This is a genomic window from Roseateles puraquae, from assembly GCF_002205845.1.
Classification (GTDB): domain Bacteria; phylum Pseudomonadota; class Gammaproteobacteria; order Burkholderiales; family Burkholderiaceae_C; genus Pelomonas; species Pelomonas puraquae.
The window spans coordinates 1,168,461-1,192,484 of the sequence record NZ_NISI01000001.1 but is presented as its reverse complement, the minus strand read 5'-3'; the positions used below and the strand labels follow the sequence as shown (position 1 = coordinate 1,192,484).

Below are 24,024 nucleotides of genomic sequence, written 5' to 3'. Positions count from 1 at the left end.
TGGGTTGGAAGGGATCAGGCGTCATTCTGCCCGCTCTGCCTCAGACGGCGGCGCCAACAATTCATCGACGAGGGCCAGGAGTTCGCGGATGTCCAGCGGCTTGGTCAGGTAGTGGCGCGCGCCTGCCGCCCGGGCGGCCGCAATCTGCTCCGGTTGCGCATTGGCGGACACCACGATCACGGGCAGGGCCAGCCCCAGGTCCGCCAAGGCGTGCAGCAGGTCTTCGCCGTCACCGTCGGGCAATTGCCAATCGAGCAAGAGCAGGGCTGGCGGCCGGGCGCGCAGCGCCTGCAGCCCCGCTTCGAGCGTCGGGGCCGTCTCGAGTTCGATGCCGGGGCGTTGCTCCACGATCCCGCGCATCACCTCAGCGTTCATCGGGTTGTCTTCGATGTAGAGCACACGCTGGCGCGGCACGGCGTGCCGTTCGGCTTGCGGCTCGGGCCCTCCCTCGGCATTGGGGGGCGCGGCGGCATCGGCGGCCGTCAGGCGCAAAACGAAGCAGGCGCCAGGGCCGCCCTGGACCGGCTCGGCCCGCAGGCTGCCGCCCATCATCTCGGCCAAGCGCTGGCTGATGACCAGGCCGATGCCGGTGCCGGGCAGGCCCGTGCTTTCGCGCCCCAGGCGGTTGAAGGGCTGGAACAGCGCGCCGCGCTGCTCGTCCGTCAGCCCGATGCCGGTGTCGCGAACCGCGATCTCCACCCAACCGGGTTGCGGGCCGCTGGCGGTGATGCTGATGCTGCCGCCCGGATGGTTGTACTTGACCGCGTTGCTCAACAGATTGGTCAGGATCTGGGTCACGCGCGTCGCGTCGCCCAGGATGCTGGCGGCGCCGGCGTCGATCCGTTGGCTGATGGCCAGGCCCCGCTCGCTGGCTTGGCCCTGCACCAGGGCCAGTGCCCGGGCCAGCAGCGGCGGCAGTTCCAGGGGTTTGAGGTCCAGGCGCAGCGACCCCGATTCAATGCGCGACAGATCCAGTGTGTCGTTGATCATCTCCAGCAGATGCCAGCCGGCCTGGGCGATCTGCTGCGCGCGGTTGCGCTGTGCCGGTGGCAGGGGGGCGCTGGCGTCCATCTGCATCAGCTGGGTAAAGCCCAGGATGGCATTCATGGGCGTGCGCAGTTCATGGCTCATGCGCGACAGGAACTCGTTCTTGGCCTGGTTGGCCGCCTCGGCAGCTTCGCGCGCGCGGTCGAGTTCTTCGATGCGCAGCTGATCGGTGATGTCCTCCACCACGCCGACCAGCCGGTGCGGGCGGCCGTCACCCCCACGCAGCAGGCTCACCAGCACGCGGGCGTGGGCGATGCTGCCGTCCGGACGCACATAGCGCTTGAGGCGCCGGTAGAACGGGATCTCACCGCGCATCAGGCTGCGGCCCAGGCGGATGTCCTCGCGCCGGTCGTCGGGGTGGGTGATGTCGATGGAGCGCTTGCCCAGCAGCGTCAGCGCGGGGTAGCCGACCAGCTTGCAGAAGTGCGCGTTGACCTCCTGGAAGCCGCCGTTGAGGTCGGCAAAGGCGATGCCGATCGGCGCCGTCTCGAAGATGCTGCGAAACCGCTGCTCGCTCTGGCGCAAGGCCTTCTCGCCCTCGGTGCGGTTGGCGATCTCGCGCTCGAGCGCTGCGGTGCGCTCCTGGACCAGGGCCTCGACATGCTGGGTGCGGCCCGACATTAGCAGCAGCAGGGCGCCCACCATCGCGGTCGCCAGCAGCCCCACCAGCGCGAACGCCCAACTGCGACCCGGTGGCACGAGCTTGCCCGGCAGGTCATACACCCGCACCTCCCACTGCCGGCCGCCAAACTCCACCGGCAGCTTCACCAGCGGCAGGCTGGCATCAGCGCCGCGTTCCACGGCTTCGCAGCCCAACCGCCCGGCGAGGCGGGGGTAGGCGGCCTCAGGTTCCAGGTCGACGAGGCACACGCCCAGATAGTCCGGCCAGGTGTTGGCCAGGCGCGCCATGAGCAGGTCAGGGCGCAGCGTGGCGAACACGACGCCGTCCAGGTTCGCCGCATCCGGCCGGCCCGCGTGGCGGTACAGCGGCTGGTAGATGACCACCCCGACCGCGCCTTCGCGGTCCTGCGACAACTGAAAGCCCGCCGAGGCCACGGGCCGGCCGGCGGCCGCCGCTCGATCGATGGCGGCGCGCGCGCTCGGGATGGTGCGCACGTTCACGCCCAGGGCACCGCCATTGCGCGACAGGGGCTCGATGAGCCGGATGACCAGCAGGTCCTCGTCGGACGGCGGCCGCACATCCCCGGCGCGCATGCGGTCTCGCACCTGGAAGCCGCCGGGGAAGTTGTCCGCCGCGGCTGCCGCCGTAAAGCGCTCGGCATCGGCCCGCGCCACGCGCAATGACTGACCCAGCGCGAGCAGCGGGCTTTCTTCCGTCAGGAAGCCGCTGGTGGCCCGTGCGAACTCCTCGCGGGTCGGGCGAGGCTTGACCTTGACCAGGCCATGCGTGCCTTCCAGCGCCAACAGCGGCTCCCGCAGGCGCGCGGCCAGCGACTGCGCGGCAGAGGCCGCCTCGCGCGTGAAGTCGGCCCGGTTGCGCTGGCGGTCCCATTCCATGGTCACGGCCACGCCCAGGCCCACCAGCAGCGTGGTCAGCAACATCGGCAGGCCGACACTCAGCCGCCGCGTGGCCCAGGCCTCGCGCGGCTGGCCGATCAGCGCCAGCGTGATGGGCGTGGCGATCAGCACGCCCATCAGGTCACCCGTGGCCCAGACGGTCCAGACCAGGGCCATCTGGCCACCGCCGATGATGTCCAGGGACTTGAACAGCAGCGTCGCGCAGGTCGGGCTGATGAGCCCGGCCACCGACACCGCCGCGAGATACGCGGCCACCTCGCGGGGCGACGCCAGCAGCAGCGGCTGACCGCACCAGCGGCGCATCAGCACCGTGCCCGCCGCGGCCTGGGCTGCGGCCCCGAAACCGATGCCCGCGGCCAGGGGCAGGACCGACTCGCTGAAGTTGCCCATCGTCGTGGCCTGCACGATGAAGGAGCCCACCGCGACGGCCGGCAGGAAGCGAAGGCCGCCCACCAGCAGCACCGCCAGTCCCCACCCCGCCGCCGGGTAGATGGGCGCCACCTGGTAGGGGGGCAGCACCATGAGCAGGCCGAGCCGGCCGAGCAGGTAATAGACGACGGTGATGCCCGCGGACAGCGCCAGGTAGCGGCCGATGTCGCGCGGTGTCATCGTCATTCGGCTTGAGCCTCGCGCAGGGTCTGCACCACCGGGCGCTGCAGCACGCCACGCAGGCTCCACCAGCCGGCACCCCAGGCCAGCACGGCGCCGAAAGCCGCGCTCGCCAGCGGCACCCACGGCTTCATCTGCCATTCGAACTGGAACACGTAGCGCGCCATCAGCCCGGCCAGCAGCAGCGCCACGGCCCCGGCCAGGAAGCCAGCCAGCGCGCCCACGCCCAGCAACTCGGCGCGCTGGACCTGGGCCAGCAGCGACGATGGTGCACCCAGGGCCCGCATCAGGCCGAACTCACGGGTGCGCGCCTCGCGGGTGCTGCCCACGGCGGCCAGCAGCACCACAAGGCCCGTGGCCAGCGTGAAGCCGAACAGGAACTGCACGGCCTGGATGACCTGGTCCAGCACACCCTGCACCTGGTTGAGCTGGGCCGAGACGTCGATGACCGTCAGGTTGGGGAACTGCCGCGCCAGCGCCCGGTCCAGGCCGCGGCCGGCGGGCGTGAGCGGTGTGCGGTAGGCGGCAATCTGCGTGGCGGGCAGGTCCGGCAGGTCAGCCGCCTCGAACAGCACGAAGAAGTTCACCCGCATCGACGACCAGTCCACCTTGCGCAGGTTGGTGATGCGCCCCTGCACCGGCTGACCGGCGATGTCGAAGCCGAGCTGATCGCCGAGCTTGAGCCCCAGCGACTTGGCCAGGCCTTCCTCCACGCTCATGCCCATTTCGCCGGGCCGGGCGTCGCCCCAGCGGCCCGCGACCACCTGGTTGTGCGAGGGCTGCTCGGCGGTGTGGCTGAGGTTGAACTCCCGCTCGGCCAGTCGTTGCGCGCGCTCCTCGTCGAACTTGCGGGCCTGCACCGGCGTGCCGTTGATGGTGGTCAGCCGGCCGCGGATCATCGGGTACCAGTCGTAGTTCTCCACGCCCGCATCCTTCAATGCCTGGCGGAAAGCGTCAGACTGGTCGGGCTGGATGTTGATGACGAAGCGGTCCGGCGCCGAGGCGGGCGTGGCCTGTCGCCAGCTGTCGATGAGGTCGGTGCGCAGCAGCACCAGCAGGGCCAGGGCCAGCAGGCCCACCGCCAGCGACGACACCTGCATCACCGCAAAGCCGGGCCGCGCCGCCACCTGGCGCGTCGCGAGCAGCAGCCAGCGCGGCACGCCGGCGCCGCTGACGTTGCTCGGCACGATGCGCCGCAGCAGCTTGACCGCGCCCCAGGCCAGCAACGCGAAGAGCAGCACCGCGCCGGCGAAGCCCGCCGCGGCGATGCCGCCCAGGGTCAGGTCGCCCGCCAGCACGACCAGGATGGCCGCCAGGCCTGCCACGCCAGCGCCCAGCACCAGCAGCGACCCGGCCTTGGGGGCGCCCAGGTCGCGCCGGATCACGCGCAGCGGCGGCACCGCCGCCAGCTGCAGCACCGGCGGCAGCCCGAAGCCCAGCAGCAACGACAAGCCCAGCCCCAGGCCCAGCAGCGCCGGCCAGAGGCTGGGCGGCGGCAGGCTCACGTTGATGAGGCCGGCCAGCAGCGACACGAACACCTGGTGCAGGGCCAACCCCAGCAACACGCCCACGACGCTGGCGGTCAGGCCGGCCAGCGTGAACTCCAGGCCGTAGGCCCAGGCAATGCGCCGCTGCGGCTGGCCCAGCACGCGCAGCATGGCGCACGCGTCCAGGTGCCGGGCCGCGAAGTCACGGGCAGCCAGCACCACCGCCACGGCAGCCAGCAGGGCCGACAGCATGGCCACCAGGCGCAGGAAGCGCGCCGCGCGGTCCAGGGTCTGGCGCATCTCCGGGCGGCCGGATTCGAGCGACTCCAACCGCACGCCGCGCAGCTTGTCTTTCTCGACCAGCTGCTCAGCCGTCGTGACAAAGCGCCTCACCGCATCGGCGGCAGCGCCCGGCGCCGGCACCACCGCCAGCCGGTACGTGATACGACTGGCCGGCTGCACGAGCCGGGTCGCGGCCAGATCAGCCTCGGTCAGCAGCACGCGCGGCGCGAAGTTGACGAAACCAGCACCTCGGTCGGGTTCGGTCTCGATCAGCGCGGTGAGCTTGAGTTCGCTGTCGCCCAGCAACAGCGCGTCGCCGAGCTTCAGCCCGAGCCCATCGGCCACGGCGACATCGGCCCAGACTTCGCCGCGCACCGGCGCGCCCTGGCGGCCGGGAAGGGCCTCCCGCAGCACGAGCTGGCCGCGCAGCGGGTAACCGTCGCTGACCGCCTTGACCGCAACCAGCCGGCTCTCTCCGCCCTGCGCCTCCGTCGCGCGGGCCATGCTCGGGAAGGTGGCGCTGCGCACGGTGGCCAGCTTCAGGTCGGCCGCCAGGTTCACCAGTGCGGGGGGCGTGGGCTGGTCGCTCGCCACGACGGCGTCGCCGCCCAGCAGCTGCGCCGCGTCCCGGCGCAGGCCTTGGTCGAGGCGGTCGGACAGGAAGGCGACCGCGCAGAGCGCCGCAACCGCAAGCGCCACAGCGAGCATCAGCAGACGCAGCTCCCCGGCGCGCCAGTCGCGCAGCAACTGCCGCCAGGCAACGGCCAGGGTGGAAGGTGGGCGCGAGGCTCGGGCGGCAGACGTCATGCGCGCGACTTTAGCCCCGAGGCCATCACCGGGCAGCGTCTGTGGCCGCCACGATGTCACGGGCCGCCTGTCGCCAGGGCGGCTCGGCGATTTCAGCGCGCTGCAGGGCCCGGCGGGCGGCGCTGCGGGCGCCGTCGCGATCCCCGGCGTCGAGCTTCAGCCGGGCCAGGTTGATCCAGGCCACGGCGCTGTCGTGCCGTTCGGCGACCGCTTGGAAGGCGGCCTGGGCCGCTGGCGGGTCGCCGGCGGCGTTCAGCGTGTTGCCCAGCCCGATGCCGGCCAGCAGGTTGCCCGGCCAGCGCTGCAGCAGGCTGCGGTAGGCCACCGCGGCCCGGTCGGGGGGCGCGGCGCGTTCGAAGCCGATGGCGGCTTCCAGTGCCTCCGCCTCGGTCGCGGTCGCGGCCAGTGTGGTGGGCGGCAGCACGGTCACCGCCCAGCGCCCACCGCGCGCCCAGGTGTACTCGAAGGTGCGCAGTGCCAGGCGCTCGCGGGCCGTCGTGCCACTGCGCAGGATGAGCTCGCGCGCCGTCAGGTCATAGCCCACGACGACCGCGTAATGCCAGCGCGGCAGCAGGTCCAGCCCCAGGTTCTGCAGCACGATCACGGCGTGGCCGGCGGCCACCTCGGCCAGCACGGCGTTCAGCTCGCGCGGCAGTCGAGTGGCGACGGCACCCTGGCGGCGGGCGCCGCCGAGCATCTCCAGCTGCAGGCTGCCGCCACGTGACGGCAGGAAGACAGCGTCGGCCAGCTTGTCGGGGTCAGCCGGCAGGCCAATATCTGCCAGCGCCGTGGCCAGCGCCGCCGGCCCGCAGTGGTCCCGCTCTTGCGGGAAGAAGGGCACGGCGGTGCGCTCCACCTGGGCCGGCAGCCCAGGCGGCGGCGCCGCCAGCAGGGCGGCGGTCTGAGGCGGCGTGAGCCAGGTCGCGCAGCCGCCCAGCAGCAGCGTGGCAGCCAGCCCGGCGGCGGCGGTGGCGCGGCGGATCAACGCACGGAGCGCGTGAACGGGAAGACCTTGGTGAGGCCGAGGATGTCGGTCACCAGCAGGATGATGAACACCGTGAAGAGCACGCCCAGCACGTCGCTTGCGCCGGCCGGGGCCTTGTCGATCTGGTCGACCATCTGCTGGGCTTCGGCATCGGTCAGCGCATCGACACGGGCGCGCAGCTCGTCGGCCGAGACGCCGCGGGCCTTGAGCATCGCAGCCAGGTCTTCGCGGTCGAGGGCGGCATGCAGCCGTGCATGGGCTTCGCTGCGGTTGACCGAGGCGGTGGCCGCGGCGGCCTGCTCGGTGCTGATCAGCGCGGTCGGCGCGGCATGCGCCATGCCGCTGAAGACGATCGATGAAATGAGCAGCGAGCTCAGCGCGCGGCGGGCAGTGTTCTTCATGGACATCTCCTCCAGGGGAGTCGGTTGAGGGCGGCCGCGATGCTAGGGCCGGCCGCAATTGGCGCCGCCCCGTGCGCTTTCAGTTGCGGTGTTGTCCTACACGGGCTGTGGCGTGCGCGCTTCGCTTAAACTTGCTCACCATTGCGGGTGTAGTTCAATGGTAGAACTTCAGCTTCCCAAGCTGACTACGTGGGTTCGATTCCCATCACCCGCTCCAAATGCAGACGGCCCCGAGAGGGGCCGTCGTCGTTTGTGCCGCGCCTGGCGTCGCGTGGGGCCTCAGCCTTCCACCCAGTTCACCCGCCCCCGGCCGGCGGCCTTGGCGAGGTAGAGCGCCCGGTCAGCCGCGGCCACCAGGCCGGTGGGCTGCAGACCGGCCGAGACGCCCAGGCTGATGGTCACGCTGCCCTGCACGCCGGGATGGGGCAGGGCCAGTGCTCTCACGGTGTCTTCCATCAACTGCGCCACGCCGATGGCACCGGCCAGATCGGTGTCGGGCAACAGGCTGACGAACTCCTCGCCGCCGTAGCGCGCCAGCAGGTCGGTGGGCCGGCGCAGGCAGGTGCGCAGGGCGCCGGCCACGCGCCGCAGGCAGTCGTCGCCAGCGAGGTGGCCCAGCGCATCGTTGTAGCGCTTGAAGTGATCCACATCAGCCAGCACGATGGCCAGGGGCGAGCGCGAGCGCTGGGCGCGCCGCGCTTCAGCGATGAAGCGCTCATCGAAATGGCGGCGATTGTGAACACCGGTCAGGCCGTCGATGAAGGCGAGTTCGCGCAGCAGGTCGGCCTGGGCCTTGAGCGTGAGTTGCGTGCGCACGCGAGCCCGCACCACGGTCGGATTGAAGGGCTTGGTGATGAAGTCGGCCGCACCGGCATCCAGTGCGCGGGTCTCGTCTTCCGGCCGATCTTGCGCGGTCACGAAGATGATGGGGATCGCGCGCAGCAGCGGGTCGGCCTTCAGCTCGGCGCAGAGTTCGTGGCCGTCCATGCCTGGCATCTGCACATCCAGCAGCACGAGGTCGGGCTGGCGCTCGCGGCAGACTTGCAGCGCACGCGCGCCGTCGGTGGCCATCAGTACCTGGCAATCCCCGGCGAACACGCGGTGCAGGGCCTGGATATTCACCGGCTGGTCATCCACGATGAGCAGGCGAGGGCGCCGACCGGGTGGACCGATGGCGGGCTGCAGCGGGGCCGCGCCGGGCTGGGTCAACGGCATCAAGGGGTGGCCTCCAGCGTGGTGCGCAGGCGGCGGCACAAGGCCGATGCGGCAGGGAAGTCCAGCGCAGCCATCGCGTCCTCCAGCGGCGCCGCGAAGTCGGGCGGCAAATGGCCGCGCAGCGCCTCGTGGGCGTCCAGCGCTTCCAGGTCGGCGCCGTCGAGCAGCGCCTTGAAGGCGTCCAGTTTCTGCATCAGGGGACTGGCGGGCGGGGCAGGGCGGTCCGCCTCGGCGTGGCGGGCGTAGAGCGCCTCGCGTGCGGCCAGGTCGGCGGCGAGCCGGTCGAGGGCGGCGAGGTCAGCTTCGCGCCGGGCCAGAAAGCGTCGTCGCCAGTCGGGCCCGGGGTCGGTGGCGTGTTCGCCCTCGGCCGCCAGCGCGGCGAGCTCGCCGGCGCCGAGCATGGCGGCGAGGCCGCGGTAGCCGTGCAGGCCACGCGCGGCGGCCTGGCCGCCCTCCGCCAGCGCGAGGGCGAGCTTGCGATCCTGCTCATGCAGCGCCGCCAGCGTTCGCTCGAAGAGCTCGATGCGCCCGGACATGCGCGCCAGGGCCTCCGCCAGCGCAATGCCGGCGCGACCGGCATCCGCGAGCAGGGCGGGGGGCAGCTCGGTCGGCGACGCGGCGGCCGTCGTGGGTTCGACCGGCGCGGCTGTGCAGCGGCGGCGCAGCACGGCGACCAGGATGTCGGGGTCGAACGGCTTGCACAAGTGCTCGTCCATGCCGGCATCCAGGCAGGCCTGGCGCTCGCTGTCCAGCGCCCCGGCGGTCATGGCAATGACGGGCAGGGTCAGCCCCAGCTGGCGGCGGATCAGCCGGGTGGCCGTGGTCCCGTCCATGACCGGCATCTGCACGTCCATCAGCACGGCGTCGAAGCCGCGCGCGCCGCGGGTCTGGGCCAGCAGGCTGAGGGCCTGTCGGCCGTCAGTGGCCAGGGTGACGTCGGCCCCTTCGAGCGACAGCAACTCACGGGTGACCTGCTGGCTGCTGGGGTTGTCCTCCACCAGCAACAGGCGCAGGCCGGCCAGCCGCTGCGGGGTGGCCTCCTGCGTCTTGCCGGGCTGGCTGCGCGACTGCCGGGCCGTGGCGACGGCCTGGCTCAGCATGGACGCGGTGACGGGCTTCACGAGAAAGCCGTCCAGCAGGGCCTGCTCGCTGGCGCTGCGCTGGGCGAGGCGCTCACGGTCATGGCTGGTGACCATCAGGATCAGCGGCTCCGGGCCGAGCCGCTGGCGCAGGTGCACGGTGGTCTGCCAGCCGTCCATGCCGGGCATGACCCAGTCGAGCAGCACGACGTCCAGCGGGCCCGATTCGGCGGCCTGCAGGCCTTCCGCGCCACTCGCCGCCAGGCGCACCTGCCAGCCCAGTGATTGGGCGAGTGCACCCAGCACGCGTCGGGCGTCGGCGTGGTCGTCGATGACCAGCGCGCGCAAGGGCTCGGTGGCGGGGAGGGGCTCCTCGGAGTCCGGCAGTGCAAAGCTGAGCGTGAAGCTGAAGCAGCTGCCCACGCCGGGCGTGCTCTCCACATGAATGTCGCCCCCCATCAGGCGCACCAGTCGGCGGCTGATCGCCAAGCCCAGGCCCGTGCCGCCGAACCGTCGCGCGGTTGAAGCCTCGGCCTGGCTGAAGCCCGAGAAGATGCGCGCCTGCTGCTCGGGCGTGATGCCGATGCCGGTGTCCTTCACCGAGAACGCGAGCACCACGCTCCCCGCGGTCTGCGTGACGCGATGAATGCCCAGTACCACCTCGCCGCTCGAGGTGAACTTGATCGCGTTGCCGGCCAGGTTGACGAGCACCTGTTGCAGCCGCAGCGCGTCGGCCAGGATGACGGGCGGCAGCTGGGTGTCGACGTCGAACAGCAGCTCCAGGTCGCGCTTGTCGACGTTGGCCGACAGGATGACGGACAGGTCACGCAACAGTTCGTCCAGCCGGGTGGGGTGTGGGTCCAGGCTCAGGCGGCCCGCTTCGATCTTGGAGAAGTCGAGGATGTCGTTCAGCAGCCCCAGCAGGCCCCGGGCGGCGCCTTCGCTCTTGACGGCGTAATCGCGCTGGCGGGTGTCCAGCGGGGTCTTCTGCAGCAGTCTCAGCATGCCGAGCACCGCGTTCATCGGCGTACGGATTTCGTGGCTCATGTTGGCCAGGAAACGCGTCTTGGCCTGCGAGGCGCGCTCCGCCGCGAGCCGCGCTTGCGCTTGGGGCGTCAGGTCCAGGCAGGTCAGCACCAGGCCGCCATCGGGCAGCGGCGCCGTGCGGGCCTCGATGAGACGGCCGCCGGTGCGATAGGTTTCGAGCCGATTGGCGCGCTGGTCACGCCCCAGCGCCAGCGCGGCCTGCACGGCGGCCTGCGCCTGGTCGCCTTCGCCATAGTCGCCACGCGCCGCGAAGAAGGCGATGAGATCGTCGAACCGCAGCGGGGGCTCTTCGAACAGCGAGGACGGCACCTGCAACAGCCGCTCGAACTCGGGGTTGTGCACCAGCAGGCGCCGCTCGGCATCGAACACCGCCAGGCCGCAGGGCAGGTGCGCCAGCACCTCACGCACCAGCGGGCTGGCGCTGGCGGCCTCGGCCGTCTGGCACGAGAGCGTCGGGCCCGCGGGCGGCGAGCCGGCTCCATCCCCTTGCGCGTCCAACGCCGCCATCGCTCCCCCGAACCGCTGGCGCCCGGTGGCCGATACCGGGCGGCTTGAGTCTAGGGCGGGCGTGCGCCGCGTGTGGGCGTGCGGTCGCTACAAGTGGTTACAGGTTTGCCCTAGTGCAGCGGTCCGGCGGCATGCGTGCAGCGTCACTCCCGGACGATGCGTCCCGGCGCGGCCTGCACCACCGCCTGTGGGTTCTCTCGCAGCATGTCGACCAGGGCATCAATGTCGGTGCCCAGCACAGCGCGGTCGCGGCCGTGCTTGAAGCCGCCCTCGGAATCCCCGCCTTCGGACAGGAAGTTGTTGACCACGACGCGGTAGTCGCGCGTGCGCTCGAGCGGTTTGCCGTCGATCAGGATTTCGCCGAGCTGCGGCACGCCGTCGGCCCCCATGCGCCAGCGGTAGCGCAGCGTGTAGGACGGCTGCAGCAGTCGGGGCGAGGCGTCGCCCTTGGGCAGCTGACGTTGCAGGATGTCCCACAGCTGCTGGCCCGTGAGGGTCAGCGCGACGATGTCGTTGCCAAACGGCTGGATGGCGAGCAGATCGCTCATGGTGGTCGGCTGGCCTGGGGTCACGACCAGCTCGGCACGGATGCCGCCGGTGTTGATGAAGGCGAGGTCCGCCGGGCCGTGCTTTCGGGCGTAGGCGAGCTGGCTGTCAGCGATCAGGTTGCCCAGGGCCGCGTCGCCGTAAGGCGCCTTCGGAAAGCGCGTGGCGCCGCGCGGCAGCGTGGCGACCGGCTTGGTGCGGGCGGCTTCGGTCAGGGCGGCTGCGCGAGCGACGAGCTCAGCCAGTGCCGCGTTCGGCGCGTAGACCGATTGCAGTACCGGGTGGTTCACGGCCGTGGCTTCGGTCACGCGCCCCTGGGCGTCGAACTTCAGGTGGCTTTCGGTGATCCAGCCGCCGTAGCTGCCGGCCTGCACCACCAGGCGCCCGTTGATCTTGCAGGTGTAGGCGTTGTGCGTGTGGCCGCCGATGATGATGGCGTAGGCCGGGTCGAGCCGCTTGGCGATGTCCTGCACGCGACCGGTCAGCGTGGGGCAGGCGTAGCTCGGGTCGTTGGCACTACTGCCCAGCGCCTGCACGCCGCCTTCATGCATGACGGCCACCAGCACCTGGGCGCCCTCGGACTTGAGCTGCGGCACGAGCGCGTTCAAGGTGTCGGCTTCGTCTGCGAAGCGGATGCCCTGGATGGCCCGCGCCACGATGACCTTCGGGGTCTCTGCCGTGGCCACGCCGGCGACGGCGACCTTCAACGCGCCGGCTTGGGTCATCACATGGGTCGGCAGCAAGGGCTTGCCGGTGGCGGCATCCAGCACATTGGCGCCCAGATAGGGGAAGCCCGGGCCCTTGTAGCCCGGCCACAGGCAGCCGTTGGCGCCGCACTCGCCGCGCGCCTGGCGCAGCAACTCCGGCAGGCCGGCATCCAGGTCATGGTTGCCCAGTGCGCTGGCGGTGATGCCCAGTTCCGACATGGCGGCCAGCGTGGGTTCGTCGCGCAGCAGGCTGGAAATCAGCGGTGACGCGCCGATCAGGTCGCCGCCGGCCACCACGACCGCGTTCGGGTTCTGTGCCTTCAGCTTGGCCAGCGCCGAGGCCAGGTAGGCCACGCCGCCGGCAGGTTGAGGCTTCACCTCACCAGTGGCCGGGTCGGGCAGCCGGGGCATCAGCGGCGTGGGTTGGGACGGCTGGATATTGCCGTGGAAGTCGTTGATCGACAGCAGCGTGAGCTCAGTCGGGCCGGCGGGCTTGGGTGTGGCGCAGCCGGCCAGGGCTGCAGCGGCCAGCACGGCGAGGCCGAAACGAGAAAAGGCAAAAGAGACCATGGCGAAGGCGGGCGAGTGGCCTGGGCGGCCGAGTGGCTTTGAGGCCGAAGTTTGTCGCGGTTTTGCGACATGGAACGGCCCCTCCGGAAAGTTTACATTCCAGAAAAAATGCACCAGGTTGGTGATATTGCACTGGGGTAGGTGCTCGCCTGGTGCGCGGTGACGGCGGCGGCAGCGCGCTGTCAGAGGCAAATCCGGGGCGCCTCCATGGGCCCGGCGCGCACTGCGGCAGTGCCTGGTGGCGTGGCTCGGTGTCGAAAATTGGCCACATCTGACTTACCCGTAAAGTTCTGTCACGGAAAGTCATGACAATTCGGTCACCTCTGCCCCCCTGCCTCTCCGAATGGCGGGCGGCGCAGCACGGCAAGGCGTCATGTGACGCTTGCGTGACCGTTTTCGACACACAGCAGCCGCGCGTTCGCGCGCACAACAGGAGTGATTGGGATGAGCAACAGGTTTGGGTCTGGGTTCCCGCTGTCGGCGCTTTGCGCCGCCGTGGCCATCGTGGCCGCAGCGCCTGCCATGGCGCAAAACACGACCGCCGCCATCGGTGGCCGCGTCACGAGCGGTGACGGCAAGCCGGTTGCCGGCGCCACGGTCACGATCGTGCACCGCGAGTCGGGCTCGTCCAACACCCTGGTGACCGATGCCGAAGGCCGCTAAAGCGCCCGCGGCCTGCGCGTCGGCGGCCCCTACACCGTCACGGCGGTCAAGGGCTCCGACAAGAGCGTGCAGGACGACATCTACCTGCAGCTGGCCGACAGCCTGAACTTCGACATCCGCCTGGGCGGCCAGACGCTCGAAGCCGTGGTGGTGACGGGCAGCGCTTCCAACCCCAACAACCGCTTCGCCAGCTCCAGCGGCGGCGCCGGCACCAACCTGGGTCGCCAGGAGCTGGATGCTTACGCTTCCATCGCGCGCAACCTGCAGGACTACGCCCGCCAGGACCCGCGCCTGTCCCAGACCGACAAGGAGCGCGGTGAAATCTCGGCCGGCGGCCAGAACTCGCGCTACAACTCCATCACCGTCGACGGCGTCAAGATCAACGACACCTTCGGCCTGGAAGCCAACAACCTCCCGACCATCAAGCAGCCGATCTCGATCGATGCCATCCAGTCGGTGCAGGTCAACATCTCCAACTACGACGTCACGCAGCAGGGCTACACCGGCGCCAACATCAACGCCGTGACCAAGTCGGGTACCAACGACTTCAAGGGCAGCGTCTACTACGTCTTCCGCGACGACAGCATGACCGGCCGCCGCTTCAACAGCACGTCCGGCACCTACTTCAGCTTCCTGCCCTTCACCGAGAAGACCGTCGGCGCGACGCTCGGCGGCCCGATCATCAAGGACAAGCTGTTCTTCTTCGCGAGCTACGAAGAGCTCAAGAGCAACCGCGCCCAGCCCGAATTCGGCCCGGTCGGCAGCCCGCTGACCAACGTGGCGATCTCGCAGAACGCGATCGACCAGCTGACCCAGATCGCCAAGTCCAAGTACAACATCGACGTCGGCACGCCCAATGGCCCGGCTCCGGTGTCGGTCAAGGACGCGCTGATCAAGATCGACTGGAACATCAACGAGAACCACCGCGCCAACATCCGCTACGCCAAGACGGAGCAGGCAGAAACCAACTTCGGCAGCTACAGCGCCACTGGCCTGAACCTGACGTCGTGGTGGTGGAATCAGAAGAAGACGATCGAGACCGTCGTCGGCCAGTGGTTCGCTGACTGGACCCCGAACTTCTCGACCGAGCTGAAGCTGTCCAACCGCGACTACAGCAGCGTTCCGCAGAACAACAGCAACCTGCCCGCCATGGCGCTGCAGTTCACGGGCGCCGCCCCGGCCGGTTCGCCCGCCGGCGTGAGCACGGGCAGCCGCTTCCTGAACTTCGGTACCGAGCTGAGCCGTCAGTTCAACGTGCTGGACACCAAGACCTTCGATGGCTACTTCGGTGGCAACCTGGTGCTGGGCGATCACGAAATCAAGGCCGGTGCCGACTACAGCAACAACAAGGTCTACAACGCGTTCTTCCAGAACGTGAACGGCAACTACACCTTCGGTTGCATCAACAGCACCTCGACTTTCACGTACAGCTTCGGCACGGTGAACTGCAGCACGGCCTCGTCGGCCATCATCGAGCAGGCCGTTCTGGAGAACTTCTCCAAGGGCCGTCCGTCGAACTACCAGGTGCAAGTGGCCGCCACGTCGGCAGGCCTGGATGCCGGCATCGCCCGCTGGTCCATGGCCAACACCGGCGTGTTTCTGCAGGACACCTGGACGGTCAACGACAAGTTGACCGTCACCGGCGGCGTGCGTCTGGACACCATCTCGGTGCCGGATCGTCCGCTGGTCAACGCTGCAGCGGGCGCCTCCACGGTGGCCGGTAGCGTCAACGGCCTGCTGGTGACTCGCAACACTGGTGGTTTCGGCCGCGACAATTCGATCACCCCGGACGGCCAGGACCTGTTCCAGCCGCGCTTCGACTTCAAGTACACCATCGACGGCAAGGCCAACCAGAAGAAGCAGGTCCGCGGTGGCTTCGGCCTCTTCCAGGGCGCTGCAGCCAACGTGTGGGTGTCCAACCCCTTCTCCAACACGGGCCTCGCCACCAAGATCGTCGGTTGCGGCACGCAGGGCTTCCCGGCCTGCGATGGCTCCAGCATCTTCAACCCCGATCCGACCAAGCAGCCGACCAACTTCCCCGGCACGCCGCCGGCCGCCAACGTCGACTTCCTGGACAAGGGTCTGACCCAGCCGTCCGTCTGGAAGCTCAACCTGGCCTACGACGGCGAACTGCCCTGGGGCGGTCTGGTGGCCGGTGCCGAATGGGTCTACACCAAGACCAAGACCGGCATCTTCTACCAGCACCTGAACCTGGGCGCTGCGACCCGCACCGGTACCGACGGCCGCGAGCTGTACTACACGCCGGCCGCCTACAACCCGGCCTGCTGGACGGCCACCGGCGGCACCATCACCTCCGGTGCGGCCTGCGCCACCTCGGCCACCAATGCCGGCGTGCGTGCCCGCGCGCTGTCCAACGCCAGCTTCAACAACGTGCTGCTGGCCACGTCCACTGACAAGGGCGGCGGCAATGCCGTGACCTTCTCGCTGAGCAGCCCGAACAAGGGTGGCTTCGGTTGGCAGGTGGCCTACACCCGCACGTCGGCGACCGAAGTCAGCCCGCTGACCTCGTCGGTGTCGAACTCGAACTTCAACTCGCGTTCGATCTTCAACCCCAACGAGAACGTTGCTGCCAACTCGGCCTACCTGATCAAGGACCGCTTCAACGCGTCGTTCAACTGGTCGGCCGCCTTCATCGGCAAGTACAAGACCACGGTCGGTCTGTTCTACGAAGGCCGCAAGGGCAAGCCCTACAGCTGGACCTACCGCAACGACCTGAACGGTGACGGCGTTTCGGGCAATGACCTGATGTACATCCCGTCGGCGCCGCAGTCGGGTGAAGTCGTCTTCCTGGGTGACACCGCGACCAACCGCACCAACGAAGACGCCTTCTGGGCCGTCGTCAACGCCAACAAGGCGCTGCGCGACGCCAAGGGCGGCATCGTGGCGCGCAACAGCTCCTTCATGCCCTTCGTCAACAGCTTCGACGTGCGCGTGAGCCAGGAACTGCCGGGCTTCACCTCCAAGCACAAGGGCCTGCTGACGCTGGACATCCTGAACATCGGCAACCTGATCAACAACCGTTGGGGCCGTATCAACGAGCTGTCCTTCGCCTCCGCCGGCGGTCTGCGTCGCACCTTCGTGAACTACGTCGGCCTGAACCCGGAAGGCAAGTACATCTACCAGGTCAATTCCAACGTGGATTCGCTGACGCCCCGCCAGGTCAAGGGCGAGTCGCAGTGGGCCATGCAGATCACGGCCAAGTACGAGTTCTAAGACACCTGCAAAGCGCAAGAACGGTCGCGCCGCCTCATCGGCGCGGCCAAAGCAAAGGGGCCCCACAAGGGCCCCTTTTTTCGTGCCGTGGCCGCTGGCGACGGCGCGGGCGCTGGGTGACGGCTACTTCTGGATGTCACCCAGGCAGAGGTACTTCACCTCCACATAGTCCTCGATGCCCTGGCGCGCACCCTCGCGGCCCAGGCCTGACTGCTTCACGCCGCCGAAGGGCACTTCGGCCGTGGAGATGAGGCCGGTGTTGATGCCCACCATGCCGTACTCCAGCGCTTCGCCCACACGGAAGATGCGGCCGATGTCGCGGCTGTAGAAGTAGCTCGCCAGGCCGAACTCGGTGGCGTTGGCGAGCTGGATGGCCTCGGCCTCGGTCTGGAACTTAAAGACCGGGGCCACGGGGCCGAAGGTCTCCTCGCGCGAGCACAGCATCTGCGGCGTCGCGTCGGCCAGCAGCGTCGGTTCGAAGAAGTGGCCGCCGGTCGTCTCGATGCGCTTGCCGCCGGTCAGCAAGCGGGCGCCCAGGGCAATGGCGTCGGCCACGTGGGTTTCGACCTTCTGCAGCGCCTGCGCGTCGATCAGCGGGCCGACCTGCACCCCGGCCTCGAAGCCGTTGCCCGTCTTGAGGGCCGACACCCGGGCCGCGAACTTGTCGAGGAAGGCGTCGTACACGCCAGCCTGCACGTAGATGCGGTTGGCGCAGACACAGGTCTGGCCGGCGTTGCGGTACTTGCTGGCAATCGCGCCCTCGACGGCCGACTCCAGGTCGGCGTCATCGAACACGATGAAGGGCGCATTGCCGCCCAGCTCCAGACTCAGCTTCTTGATGGTCGGCGCGCACTGGGCCATCAGGATGCGCCCGACCTCCGTGCTGCCCGTGAAGGACAGGTGCCGCACCACATCGCTCTCGCACAGGGCCTTGCCCACTTCCACGGACTGGGCCGCATCGGCCGTCAGCACATTCAGCACGCCGGCGGGCATGCCGGCCTGCTGGGCCAGCTCCGCCGCGGCCAGGGCGGTCAGCGGCGTGGCCTCGGCCGGCTTGATGATGACGGTGCAGCCCGCCGCGAGGGCCGGGGCCACCTTGCGCGTGATCATGGCCAGCGGGAAGTTCCACGGCGTGATGGCCGCGCACACGCCGACGGCCTGCTTCAGCACCAGGTAGCGCTTGGTGGGGTCGGTGGTCGGGATGGTTTCGCCGTAGACGCGCTTGGCTTCTTCGGCAAACCAGTCCAGGAAGCTGGCGCCGTAGATCACCTCGCCGCGTGCCTCGGCCAGCGGCTTGCCCTGCTCGGCGGTCATCAGCCGGGCGAGGTCATCCGCGTGCTTGACCAGCAGTTGCTGCCAGCGCACCAGCACGGCGGCGCGCTCCTTGGCGGGCTTGGCGCGCCAGGCGTTCAGCGCATTGGCTGCGGCGGCAATCGCCGTCTCGGCCTCGGCCCGCCCGAGGTTGGGCACCTGGGCCAGGGCCGCGCCGGTGGCGGGGTCGGTCACCGCGAAGCTCGCGGGGCCGGTGATCCATTCGCCATTGATCAAGGCTTGCGTGCGCAAAAGGCCGGGGTTGTCCAGGCCCTCAAGAGGGGAAGTGGCGTCCATTCGGGAGATCTCCAAAGGTCTTGGGCCTCACTCTACCGTCGGCAGGTAAAGCCCCCTCTCTACAATCAGCCCTCTTTGTCACTGACCTTTTCCAGGAACCCCCGGGATGAAAGCCGCCGAGATCCGCCAGACCTTTCTGAAGTTCTTCGAGTCGAAAGGCCACCAGATCGTCGCCTCCAGCCCCGTGGTGCCGGGCGACGACCCGACGCTGCTGTTCACCAACGCGGGCATGAACCAGTTCAAGGACGTGTTCCTGGGCTTCGACAAGCGCGCCTACACCCGCGCCACCACCAGCCAGAAGTGCATCCGCGCGGGCGGCAAGCACAACGACCTGGACAACGTCGGCTATACCGCGCGGCATCACACCTTCTTCGAGATGCTGGGCAACTTCAGCTTCGGCGACTACTTCAAGAAGGACGCGATCAGCTACGCCTGGGAGCTGCTGACCCAGCACTTCAAGCTGCCGGCCGAGAAGCTGTGGGTCACCGTCTATGAGGAAGACGACGAGGCCTACGAGATCTGGAACAAGACGGTGGGCGTGCCGGCCGAGCGCATCGTGCGCATTGGCGACAACAAGGGCGCGCGCTACATGTCCGACAACTTCTGGATGATGGGCGACACCGGCCCCTGCGGCCCCTGCACCGAGATCTTCTACGACCACGGCCCCGACGTCGCCGGCGGCCCCCCGGGCTCGGCTGAGCAGGACGGCGACCGCTACATCGAGATCTGGAACAACGTCTTCATGCAGTTCAACCGCACGGAAGACGGCGTGATGCACCCGCTGCCCAAGCCGTCGGTGGACACCGGCATGGGCCTGGAGCGCCTGGCTGCGGTGCTGCAGCACGTGCACAGCAACTACGAGATCGACACCTTCGTGAACCTGCTGGCCGCGGCCAAGAAGGCGGTGGACGAAGCGGCCGGCGGCGGCGACTGCGACAAGGACAGCCCGAGCCTCAAGGTCATCGCCGACCACATCCGCGCCTGCTCCTTCACGGTGGTCGACGGCGTCATCCCGGGCAACGCCGGCCGCGGCTACGTGCTGCGCCGCATCGCCCGCCGCGCCATCCGCCACGGCTACAAGCTGGGCGCCCGCACCCCGTTCTTCCACAAGCTCGTCGCCGCGCTGGCCGCCGAGATGGGCGATGCCTACCCCGAGCTGCGCCAGGCCGAAAAGCGCGTCACCGACGTGCTCAAGCAGGAGGAAGAGCGCTTCTTCCAGACCATCGCCACCGGCATGGAAATCCTCGAAGGCGCGCTGGCCAAGGGCAATGTCGATGGCGACACGGCCTTCAAGCTGCACGACACCTACGGCTTCCCGGTCGACCTGACCGCGGACGTCTGCCGCGAGCGCGGCGTGACCGTGGACGAAGTCCGCTTCCACGAACTGCTGGAAGAGCAGAAGACCCGCGCCCGTGCGGCCGGCAAGTTCAAGATGGCCCAGGGCCTGGCCTACAGCGGTGCGGCCACCACCTTCCACGGCTATGAGCACCTCGTGTGCGAGACGTCCAAGGTCACCGCCATCTACGTGGACGGCGCCCCGGTGAACGAAGCCCAGGCCGGCGATGACGCCGTCATCGTGCTCGACCACACCCCGTTCTACGCGGAAAGCGGCGGCCAGGTGGGCGATGCCGGCGAGCTGCGCAATGGCACGACGCGCGTCGTCGTGGCCGACACGCTGAAGATCCAGGCCGACGTCTTCGGCCACCACGGCCAGGTCGTGGAAGGCACGGTCAAGGTCGGTGACGTGTTCACCGCCAAGGTCGACGCCGAGCGCCGTGCCAAGACCGTGCGCAACCACAGCGCCACCCACCTGATGCACAAGGCCCTGCGCGAAGTGCTGGGCGCCCATGTGCAGCAGAAGGGCTCGCTGGTGAACGCCGAGCGCACCCGCTTCGACTTCGCGCACAACGCGCCCATGACCGCGGAAGAAATCCGCGAGGTCGAGGCGCTCGTGAATGCCGAGATCCTCGCGAACGCGGGCGCCCAGGCGCAGGTGATGGCGCTGGACGACGCGCAGAAGTCGGGCGCCATGATGCTGTTCGGCGAGAAGTACGGTGAGACCGTGCGGGTGCTGTCCATCGGCAGCTCCAAGGAGCTCTGCGGTGGCACGCACGTGAAGGCGACGGGCGACATCGGCCTGTTCAAGATCGTGGCCGAGAGCGGCGTGGCCGCCGGCATCCGCCGCGTCGAGGCCGTGACGGGCGACAACGCGCTGAGCTATCTGCAGATGCTGGAGACCACGGTGCAGGGCGCGGCGATGACGCTCAAGACCTCGCCGCACGAGCTGGGCCAGCGCCTGCATGCGGTGCTGGAGCAGGTGCGCCAGCTCGAAAAGGAGCTGACCGCCGCGAAGAGCAAGCTGGCCTCGGCCCAGGGCGACGAGCTGCTGGCGCAGGCCGTGGACGTGAAGGGCCTGAAGGTGCTGGCTGCCAAGCTCGAAGGCGCCGACGCGAAGACCTTGCGCGAGACCATGGACAAGCTCAAGGACAAGCTCAAGACCGCCGCCATCGTGCTGGCCGCGGTCGACGGCGACAAGGTCCAGCTGGCAGCCGGTGTGACGGCTGACAGCACGGCCAAGGTCAAGGCCGGCGAGCTGGTCAACTTCGTCGCCCAGCAGGTCGGCGGCAAGGGCGGCGGCAAGCCCGATCTGGCCATGGCGGGGGGAACCCAGCCGGCCGGCGTGGCGGCAGCCTTGCAGAGCGTCGCCGGCTGGGTGGCCGAGCGGGTCTGACCCGGCCGGGTGTCCGCCCATGAGAAAGGCCCGCAGCAGCGGGCCTTTTTTGTTGTCAGCGGGCGATCAGAAGGTTTCCCAGTCGCCGTCGTCCACCGTGGCCGGTGCTGGCGCCGGCTTGGGAGGGGCAACAGGCGTCGACACCGGCTTGGCCGCCGGGGCAGGGCGGGGTGCCCCAGCCTTGGACGCCGCAGCCTTGGGCGCTGTTGCCGGCTTGGCAGGCGCTGCCGTTGGCTTGGTCGCTGGCGCCTTCACAGCCGGGGGCTTGGCAGCAGAGGTCTTGGCGGCCGGCGCGTGGGCCACAGGGGCCGGCGTGGCCGCCGGGGGCGGGCTGGCCCGCGGTGCGCTGGCGTCCTGGCTCGACACGCGGAACACCGACACAGCGTCCACCAGGCGATGCGCCTGCTCCTTCAGGCTCTCGGCCGCCGCGGCGGACTCCTCCACGAGCGCGGCGTTCTGCTGCGTCATCTGGTCGAGCTGCACGACGGACGTGTTGACCGAGTTGATGCCCTCGCTCTGCTCAGTGGCCGCCGACGCGATCTCTCCAATGATGTCCTGCACGCGCTGAACACTGGTGACGATCTCGCCCATGGTGCTGCCCGCGGTCTGCACGAGGCGCGCGCCGTTCTCCACGCGCTCCACGCTGTTGCCGATCAGGCTCTTGATCTCCTTGGCCGCCTCGGCGCTGCGGCCGGCCAGCGAGCGCACCTCGCCCGCCACCACGGCAAAGCCGCGGCCCTGCTCGCCAGCGCGAGCCGCTTCCACGGCCGCGTTCAAGGCCAGGATGTTGGTCTGGAAGGCGATGCCGTCGATGGTGCCGATGATGTCGGCGATCTTCTTGCTGGCGGTGTTGATCTCGTCCATGGTCGTCACGACCTGGCCGACCACTTCACCGCCCCGCGTGGCCGCCGACACGGCCGACTGCACCAGCTGGTTGGCGGTGCGGGCCGATTCAGCCGTCTGGCGCACGGTGCCGGTCAGTTCGCTCATCGAGGAGGCGGCGTTCTGCAGGTTGCTGGCGGTCTGCTCCGTCCGCTGGCTGAGGTCGAGGTTGCCGGTCGCGATCTCGTTGCTGGCGGTGCCGATGCTGTCCACTGAATGGCGCACCGTGCCGATGGTGCTGGCCAGGCGCTGGCGCATGCGCTCGGTGTCCTGGATCAGCGAGCCGATCTCGTCGTTGCGGGTGCTGTTCACCGACTGGCTCAGGTCGCCTTCGGCGATGGCGCCCACCGCGCGCTGCAGCGCGGCCAGCGGCTGGGCCACCCAGCGGCGCATCATCCAGAACAGGCCAAAGCCCAGGCCCAGGGCCGTCAGCGCCAGGGCGCCGGCGAAGAACCACAGCGTCTTGCGGCCAGCGGCCTGGGCCTCGCCATGGGACACCTGGGCGATCACCCAGTGGCCGGTCTTGGCGCTGCGGTGCGCCACGATGAAGTTGTCGCTGCGGCCATTGCCGAGCACGTCCGTGGCGTCGTCCAGCACGAAGCTGTCTTCCTTCTGCTCCGCCAGCACTTTCTCGAAGCCCGGCGCCACCGCCGACACCAGCTTGCCCTTGGCCGTGGGGTGGGCCACGAAGACGGCCTTGGTCGGGTCCTTGGGCGTGTAGACGATGTAGGTGCCGCCGTGTTCGAAGAAGCGGGCGCTGTCCGCCATGCGGTCCATGGCCTTCTCGAAGGCGTCGAGGTCGTAGCCGACGAACAGGATGCCGACGATGTTGCCGGCGTCATTCTTGATCGGCTCGTAATGCGTCATGTACGCGCGCCCGAACAACATCGCGCGGCCGGTGAAGGACTTGCCCGCCTTGATGGCCGCGTACGGCGCGCCCTGGCGGTCAAGCATCGTGCCCATGGCACGCTCACCCTTCTCGTTCTTCAGCGAGGTGGTGATGCGGACGAAGTCCTCGCCCTTGGCCGCGAAGACGGTCGCCACGCCCCCGTTGACGTTGGAGAACTTGTCGACCTGGGTGAAGTTGCCGTTGAGCTTGGGGCCCCAGTCGCGCAAGTCGCCCGTGGCCTCGTCCAGCGTGAAGCTGGGGCCGAACTCCTGGCGGAAGGAACCGAAGCTGCGTTGGGTCTGCTTCGCGGCGACTTCGTCCATGGCCTGCATGGTGTCGACCAGCGAACTGACCTTGTCGTTCACCCAGGTCTGGACCTGCTCATTGGATGAACGTTTGAGCAGACTGCCGACGACGACGGCGACCACGAGGAGCACGATGGCCACCGCGGTCGCGCCGCTGATGGACACCTGTCGTGCGATGGAGTTGACGGGTTGGCTCATTCACACCTCCTGAATTCCGGGAATGGGCAATCGGCGGCCAGTTGCCCCTCTTGGCGTGGGCTGAACGGTCGCTGGTCACTCGCTGCGCCAGCGTGCCGGGCAGCGAGTCTTACGTGTCTCCGATGTGGGCCTGGCTCAGGCCGCAGGCTCAGGCGGCGATGGCCGCGTCCATCAGGCCCATGTCGGCGCTGCTCATCAGCCCCTCGATGTCCATCAGGATCAGCATGCGCTCACCCACCGCGCCGATGCCGGTGATGAAGCTGGTGTCCACCGAGGCCGAGCTCAGCTCGGGCGCAGGGCGGATGGCGTCGCGGTTGAGTTCGAGCACGTCCGACACCGAGTCGACGACCGCACCCACCACGCGGTTCTTCACGTTCAGCACGATGACGACCGTGAAGCTGTTGTACTCGGCGGTGGGGCATCCGAGCTTCAGGCGCAGGTCGACGATGGGGACGATGACGCCGCGCAGGTTGACCACGCCCTTGATGAACTCGGGCGCGTTGGCGATGCGGGTGGGCTGCTCGTAGGAGCGGATCTCCTGCACCTTCAGGATGTCGATGCCGTATTCCTCGGAACCGAGGCGGAAGGTGAGGTACTCGCCACTGGCCGGGCCATGGGATTTGGCAGTGACGGCGCCTTGCTGGCGCAGGGCGGGGACGTTGCTGGCTTCCATGAAGACCTCTCCT

At 69.2% G+C, this 24,024-nt stretch carries 13 protein-coding genes and 1 tRNA gene; 4 read left to right on the top strand and 10 right to left on the bottom strand.

The window, feature by feature from the left end; genetic code table 11:
- Positions 1-21: 21 nt before the first annotated feature.
- Genes CDO81_RS05425 through CDO81_RS05410 form a run of 4 tightly spaced genes read right to left on the bottom strand, consistent with a single transcriptional unit; the run spans position 22 to position 7,157 of the window.
- A complete protein-coding gene (locus CDO81_RS05425; RefSeq protein WP_088482084.1) occupies positions 22-3,201 on the bottom strand; it encodes a CHASE domain-containing protein in 3,180 nt (1,059 codons plus the stop codon).
- Complete coding sequence (locus CDO81_RS05420) at positions 3,198-5,771, bottom strand: ABC transporter permease (protein WP_088482083.1); 2,574 nt, start codon at positions 5,769-5,771, stop codon at positions 3,198-3,200. The genes CDO81_RS05425 and CDO81_RS05420 overlap by 4 nt, the downstream gene beginning before the upstream one ends.
- 25 nt (positions 5,772-5,796) lie before the next feature.
- Entirely contained in the window at positions 5,797-6,756 is a 960-nt protein-coding gene (locus CDO81_RS05415) for a PA2778 family cysteine peptidase (protein WP_088482082.1), read from the bottom strand.
- On the bottom strand, positions 6,753-7,157 hold the full coding sequence (locus CDO81_RS05410; RefSeq protein ID WP_158218166.1) for a PA2779 family protein: 405 nt from the start codon (positions 7,155-7,157) through the stop codon (positions 6,753-6,755). The genes CDO81_RS05415 and CDO81_RS05410 overlap by 4 nt, the downstream gene beginning before the upstream one ends.
- Positions 7,158-7,300: 143 nt before the next feature.
- On the opposite strand from CDO81_RS05410, the gene CDO81_RS05405 reads away from it, so the two are divergent.
- Positions 7,301-7,374 (top strand) — tRNA-Gly (locus tag CDO81_RS05405).
- A 62-nt stretch (positions 7,375-7,436) separates the two neighbouring features.
- On the opposite strand, the gene CDO81_RS05400 is transcribed toward CDO81_RS05405, so the two are convergent.
- From CDO81_RS05400 to CDO81_RS05390, 3 genes are all read right to left on the bottom strand, one after another.
- Positions 7,437-8,372, bottom strand: coding sequence for a diguanylate cyclase (locus tag CDO81_RS05400; protein ID WP_088482081.1), 936 nt, complete (start codon positions 8,370-8,372; stop codon positions 7,437-7,439).
- Positions 8,372-11,005 (bottom strand): response regulator, encoded by a 2,634-nt coding sequence (locus CDO81_RS05395; RefSeq protein ID WP_088482080.1) that lies wholly within the window; start codon positions 11,003-11,005, stop codon positions 8,372-8,374. Before CDO81_RS05395 ends, CDO81_RS05400 begins: the two co-directional genes overlap by 1 nt.
- A gap of 143 nt (positions 11,006-11,148) precedes the next feature.
- Complete coding sequence (locus CDO81_RS05390) at positions 11,149-12,828, bottom strand: bifunctional metallophosphatase/5'-nucleotidase (RefSeq protein ID WP_088482079.1); 1,680 nt, start codon at positions 12,826-12,828, stop codon at positions 11,149-11,151.
- Between the two features lie 444 nt (positions 12,829-13,272).
- Between CDO81_RS05390 and CDO81_RS28685 the strand changes: the two genes are divergently transcribed.
- Positions 13,273-13,491 carry a carboxypeptidase-like regulatory domain-containing protein gene (locus tag CDO81_RS28685; protein WP_241516849.1) on the top strand — a complete coding sequence of 73 codons (219 nt, stop codon included), beginning with the start codon at positions 13,273-13,275 and terminating at the stop codon, positions 13,489-13,491.
- A 66-nt stretch (positions 13,492-13,557) separates the two neighbouring features.
- Positions 13,558-16,725 (top strand): outer membrane beta-barrel protein, encoded by a 3,168-nt coding sequence (locus CDO81_RS05385; protein ID WP_241516848.1) that lies wholly within the window; start codon positions 13,558-13,560, stop codon positions 16,723-16,725.
- Positions 16,726-16,848: 123 nt separating this feature from the next.
- On the opposite strand, the gene CDO81_RS05380 is transcribed toward CDO81_RS05385, so the two are convergent.
- Positions 16,849-18,333: an NAD-dependent succinate-semialdehyde dehydrogenase gene (locus CDO81_RS05380; protein ID WP_088482078.1), complete on the bottom strand. Its 1,485-nt coding sequence runs from the start codon at positions 18,331-18,333 to the stop codon at positions 16,849-16,851.
- A 106-nt stretch (positions 18,334-18,439) separates the two neighbouring features.
- On the opposite strand from CDO81_RS05380, the gene alaS reads away from it, so the two are divergent.
- Positions 18,440-21,064, top strand: a complete 2,625-nt coding sequence (gene alaS / locus CDO81_RS05375) for an alanine--tRNA ligase (protein WP_088482077.1) — start codon at positions 18,440-18,442, stop codon at positions 21,062-21,064.
- A gap of 66 nt (positions 21,065-21,130) precedes the next feature.
- Here alaS and CDO81_RS05370 read toward each other — a convergent pair whose 3' ends face one another.
- Both CDO81_RS05370 and CDO81_RS05365 read right to left on the bottom strand, forming a co-directional pair.
- Complete coding sequence (locus CDO81_RS05370) at positions 21,131-23,338, bottom strand: methyl-accepting chemotaxis protein (protein ID WP_088482076.1); 2,208 nt, start codon at positions 23,336-23,338, stop codon at positions 21,131-21,133.
- 148 nt (positions 23,339-23,486) lie between these two features.
- A complete protein-coding gene (locus tag CDO81_RS05365; protein WP_088482075.1) occupies positions 23,487-24,011 on the bottom strand; it encodes a chemotaxis protein CheW in 525 nt (174 codons plus the stop codon).
- Positions 24,012-24,024: the final 13 nt, after the last annotated feature.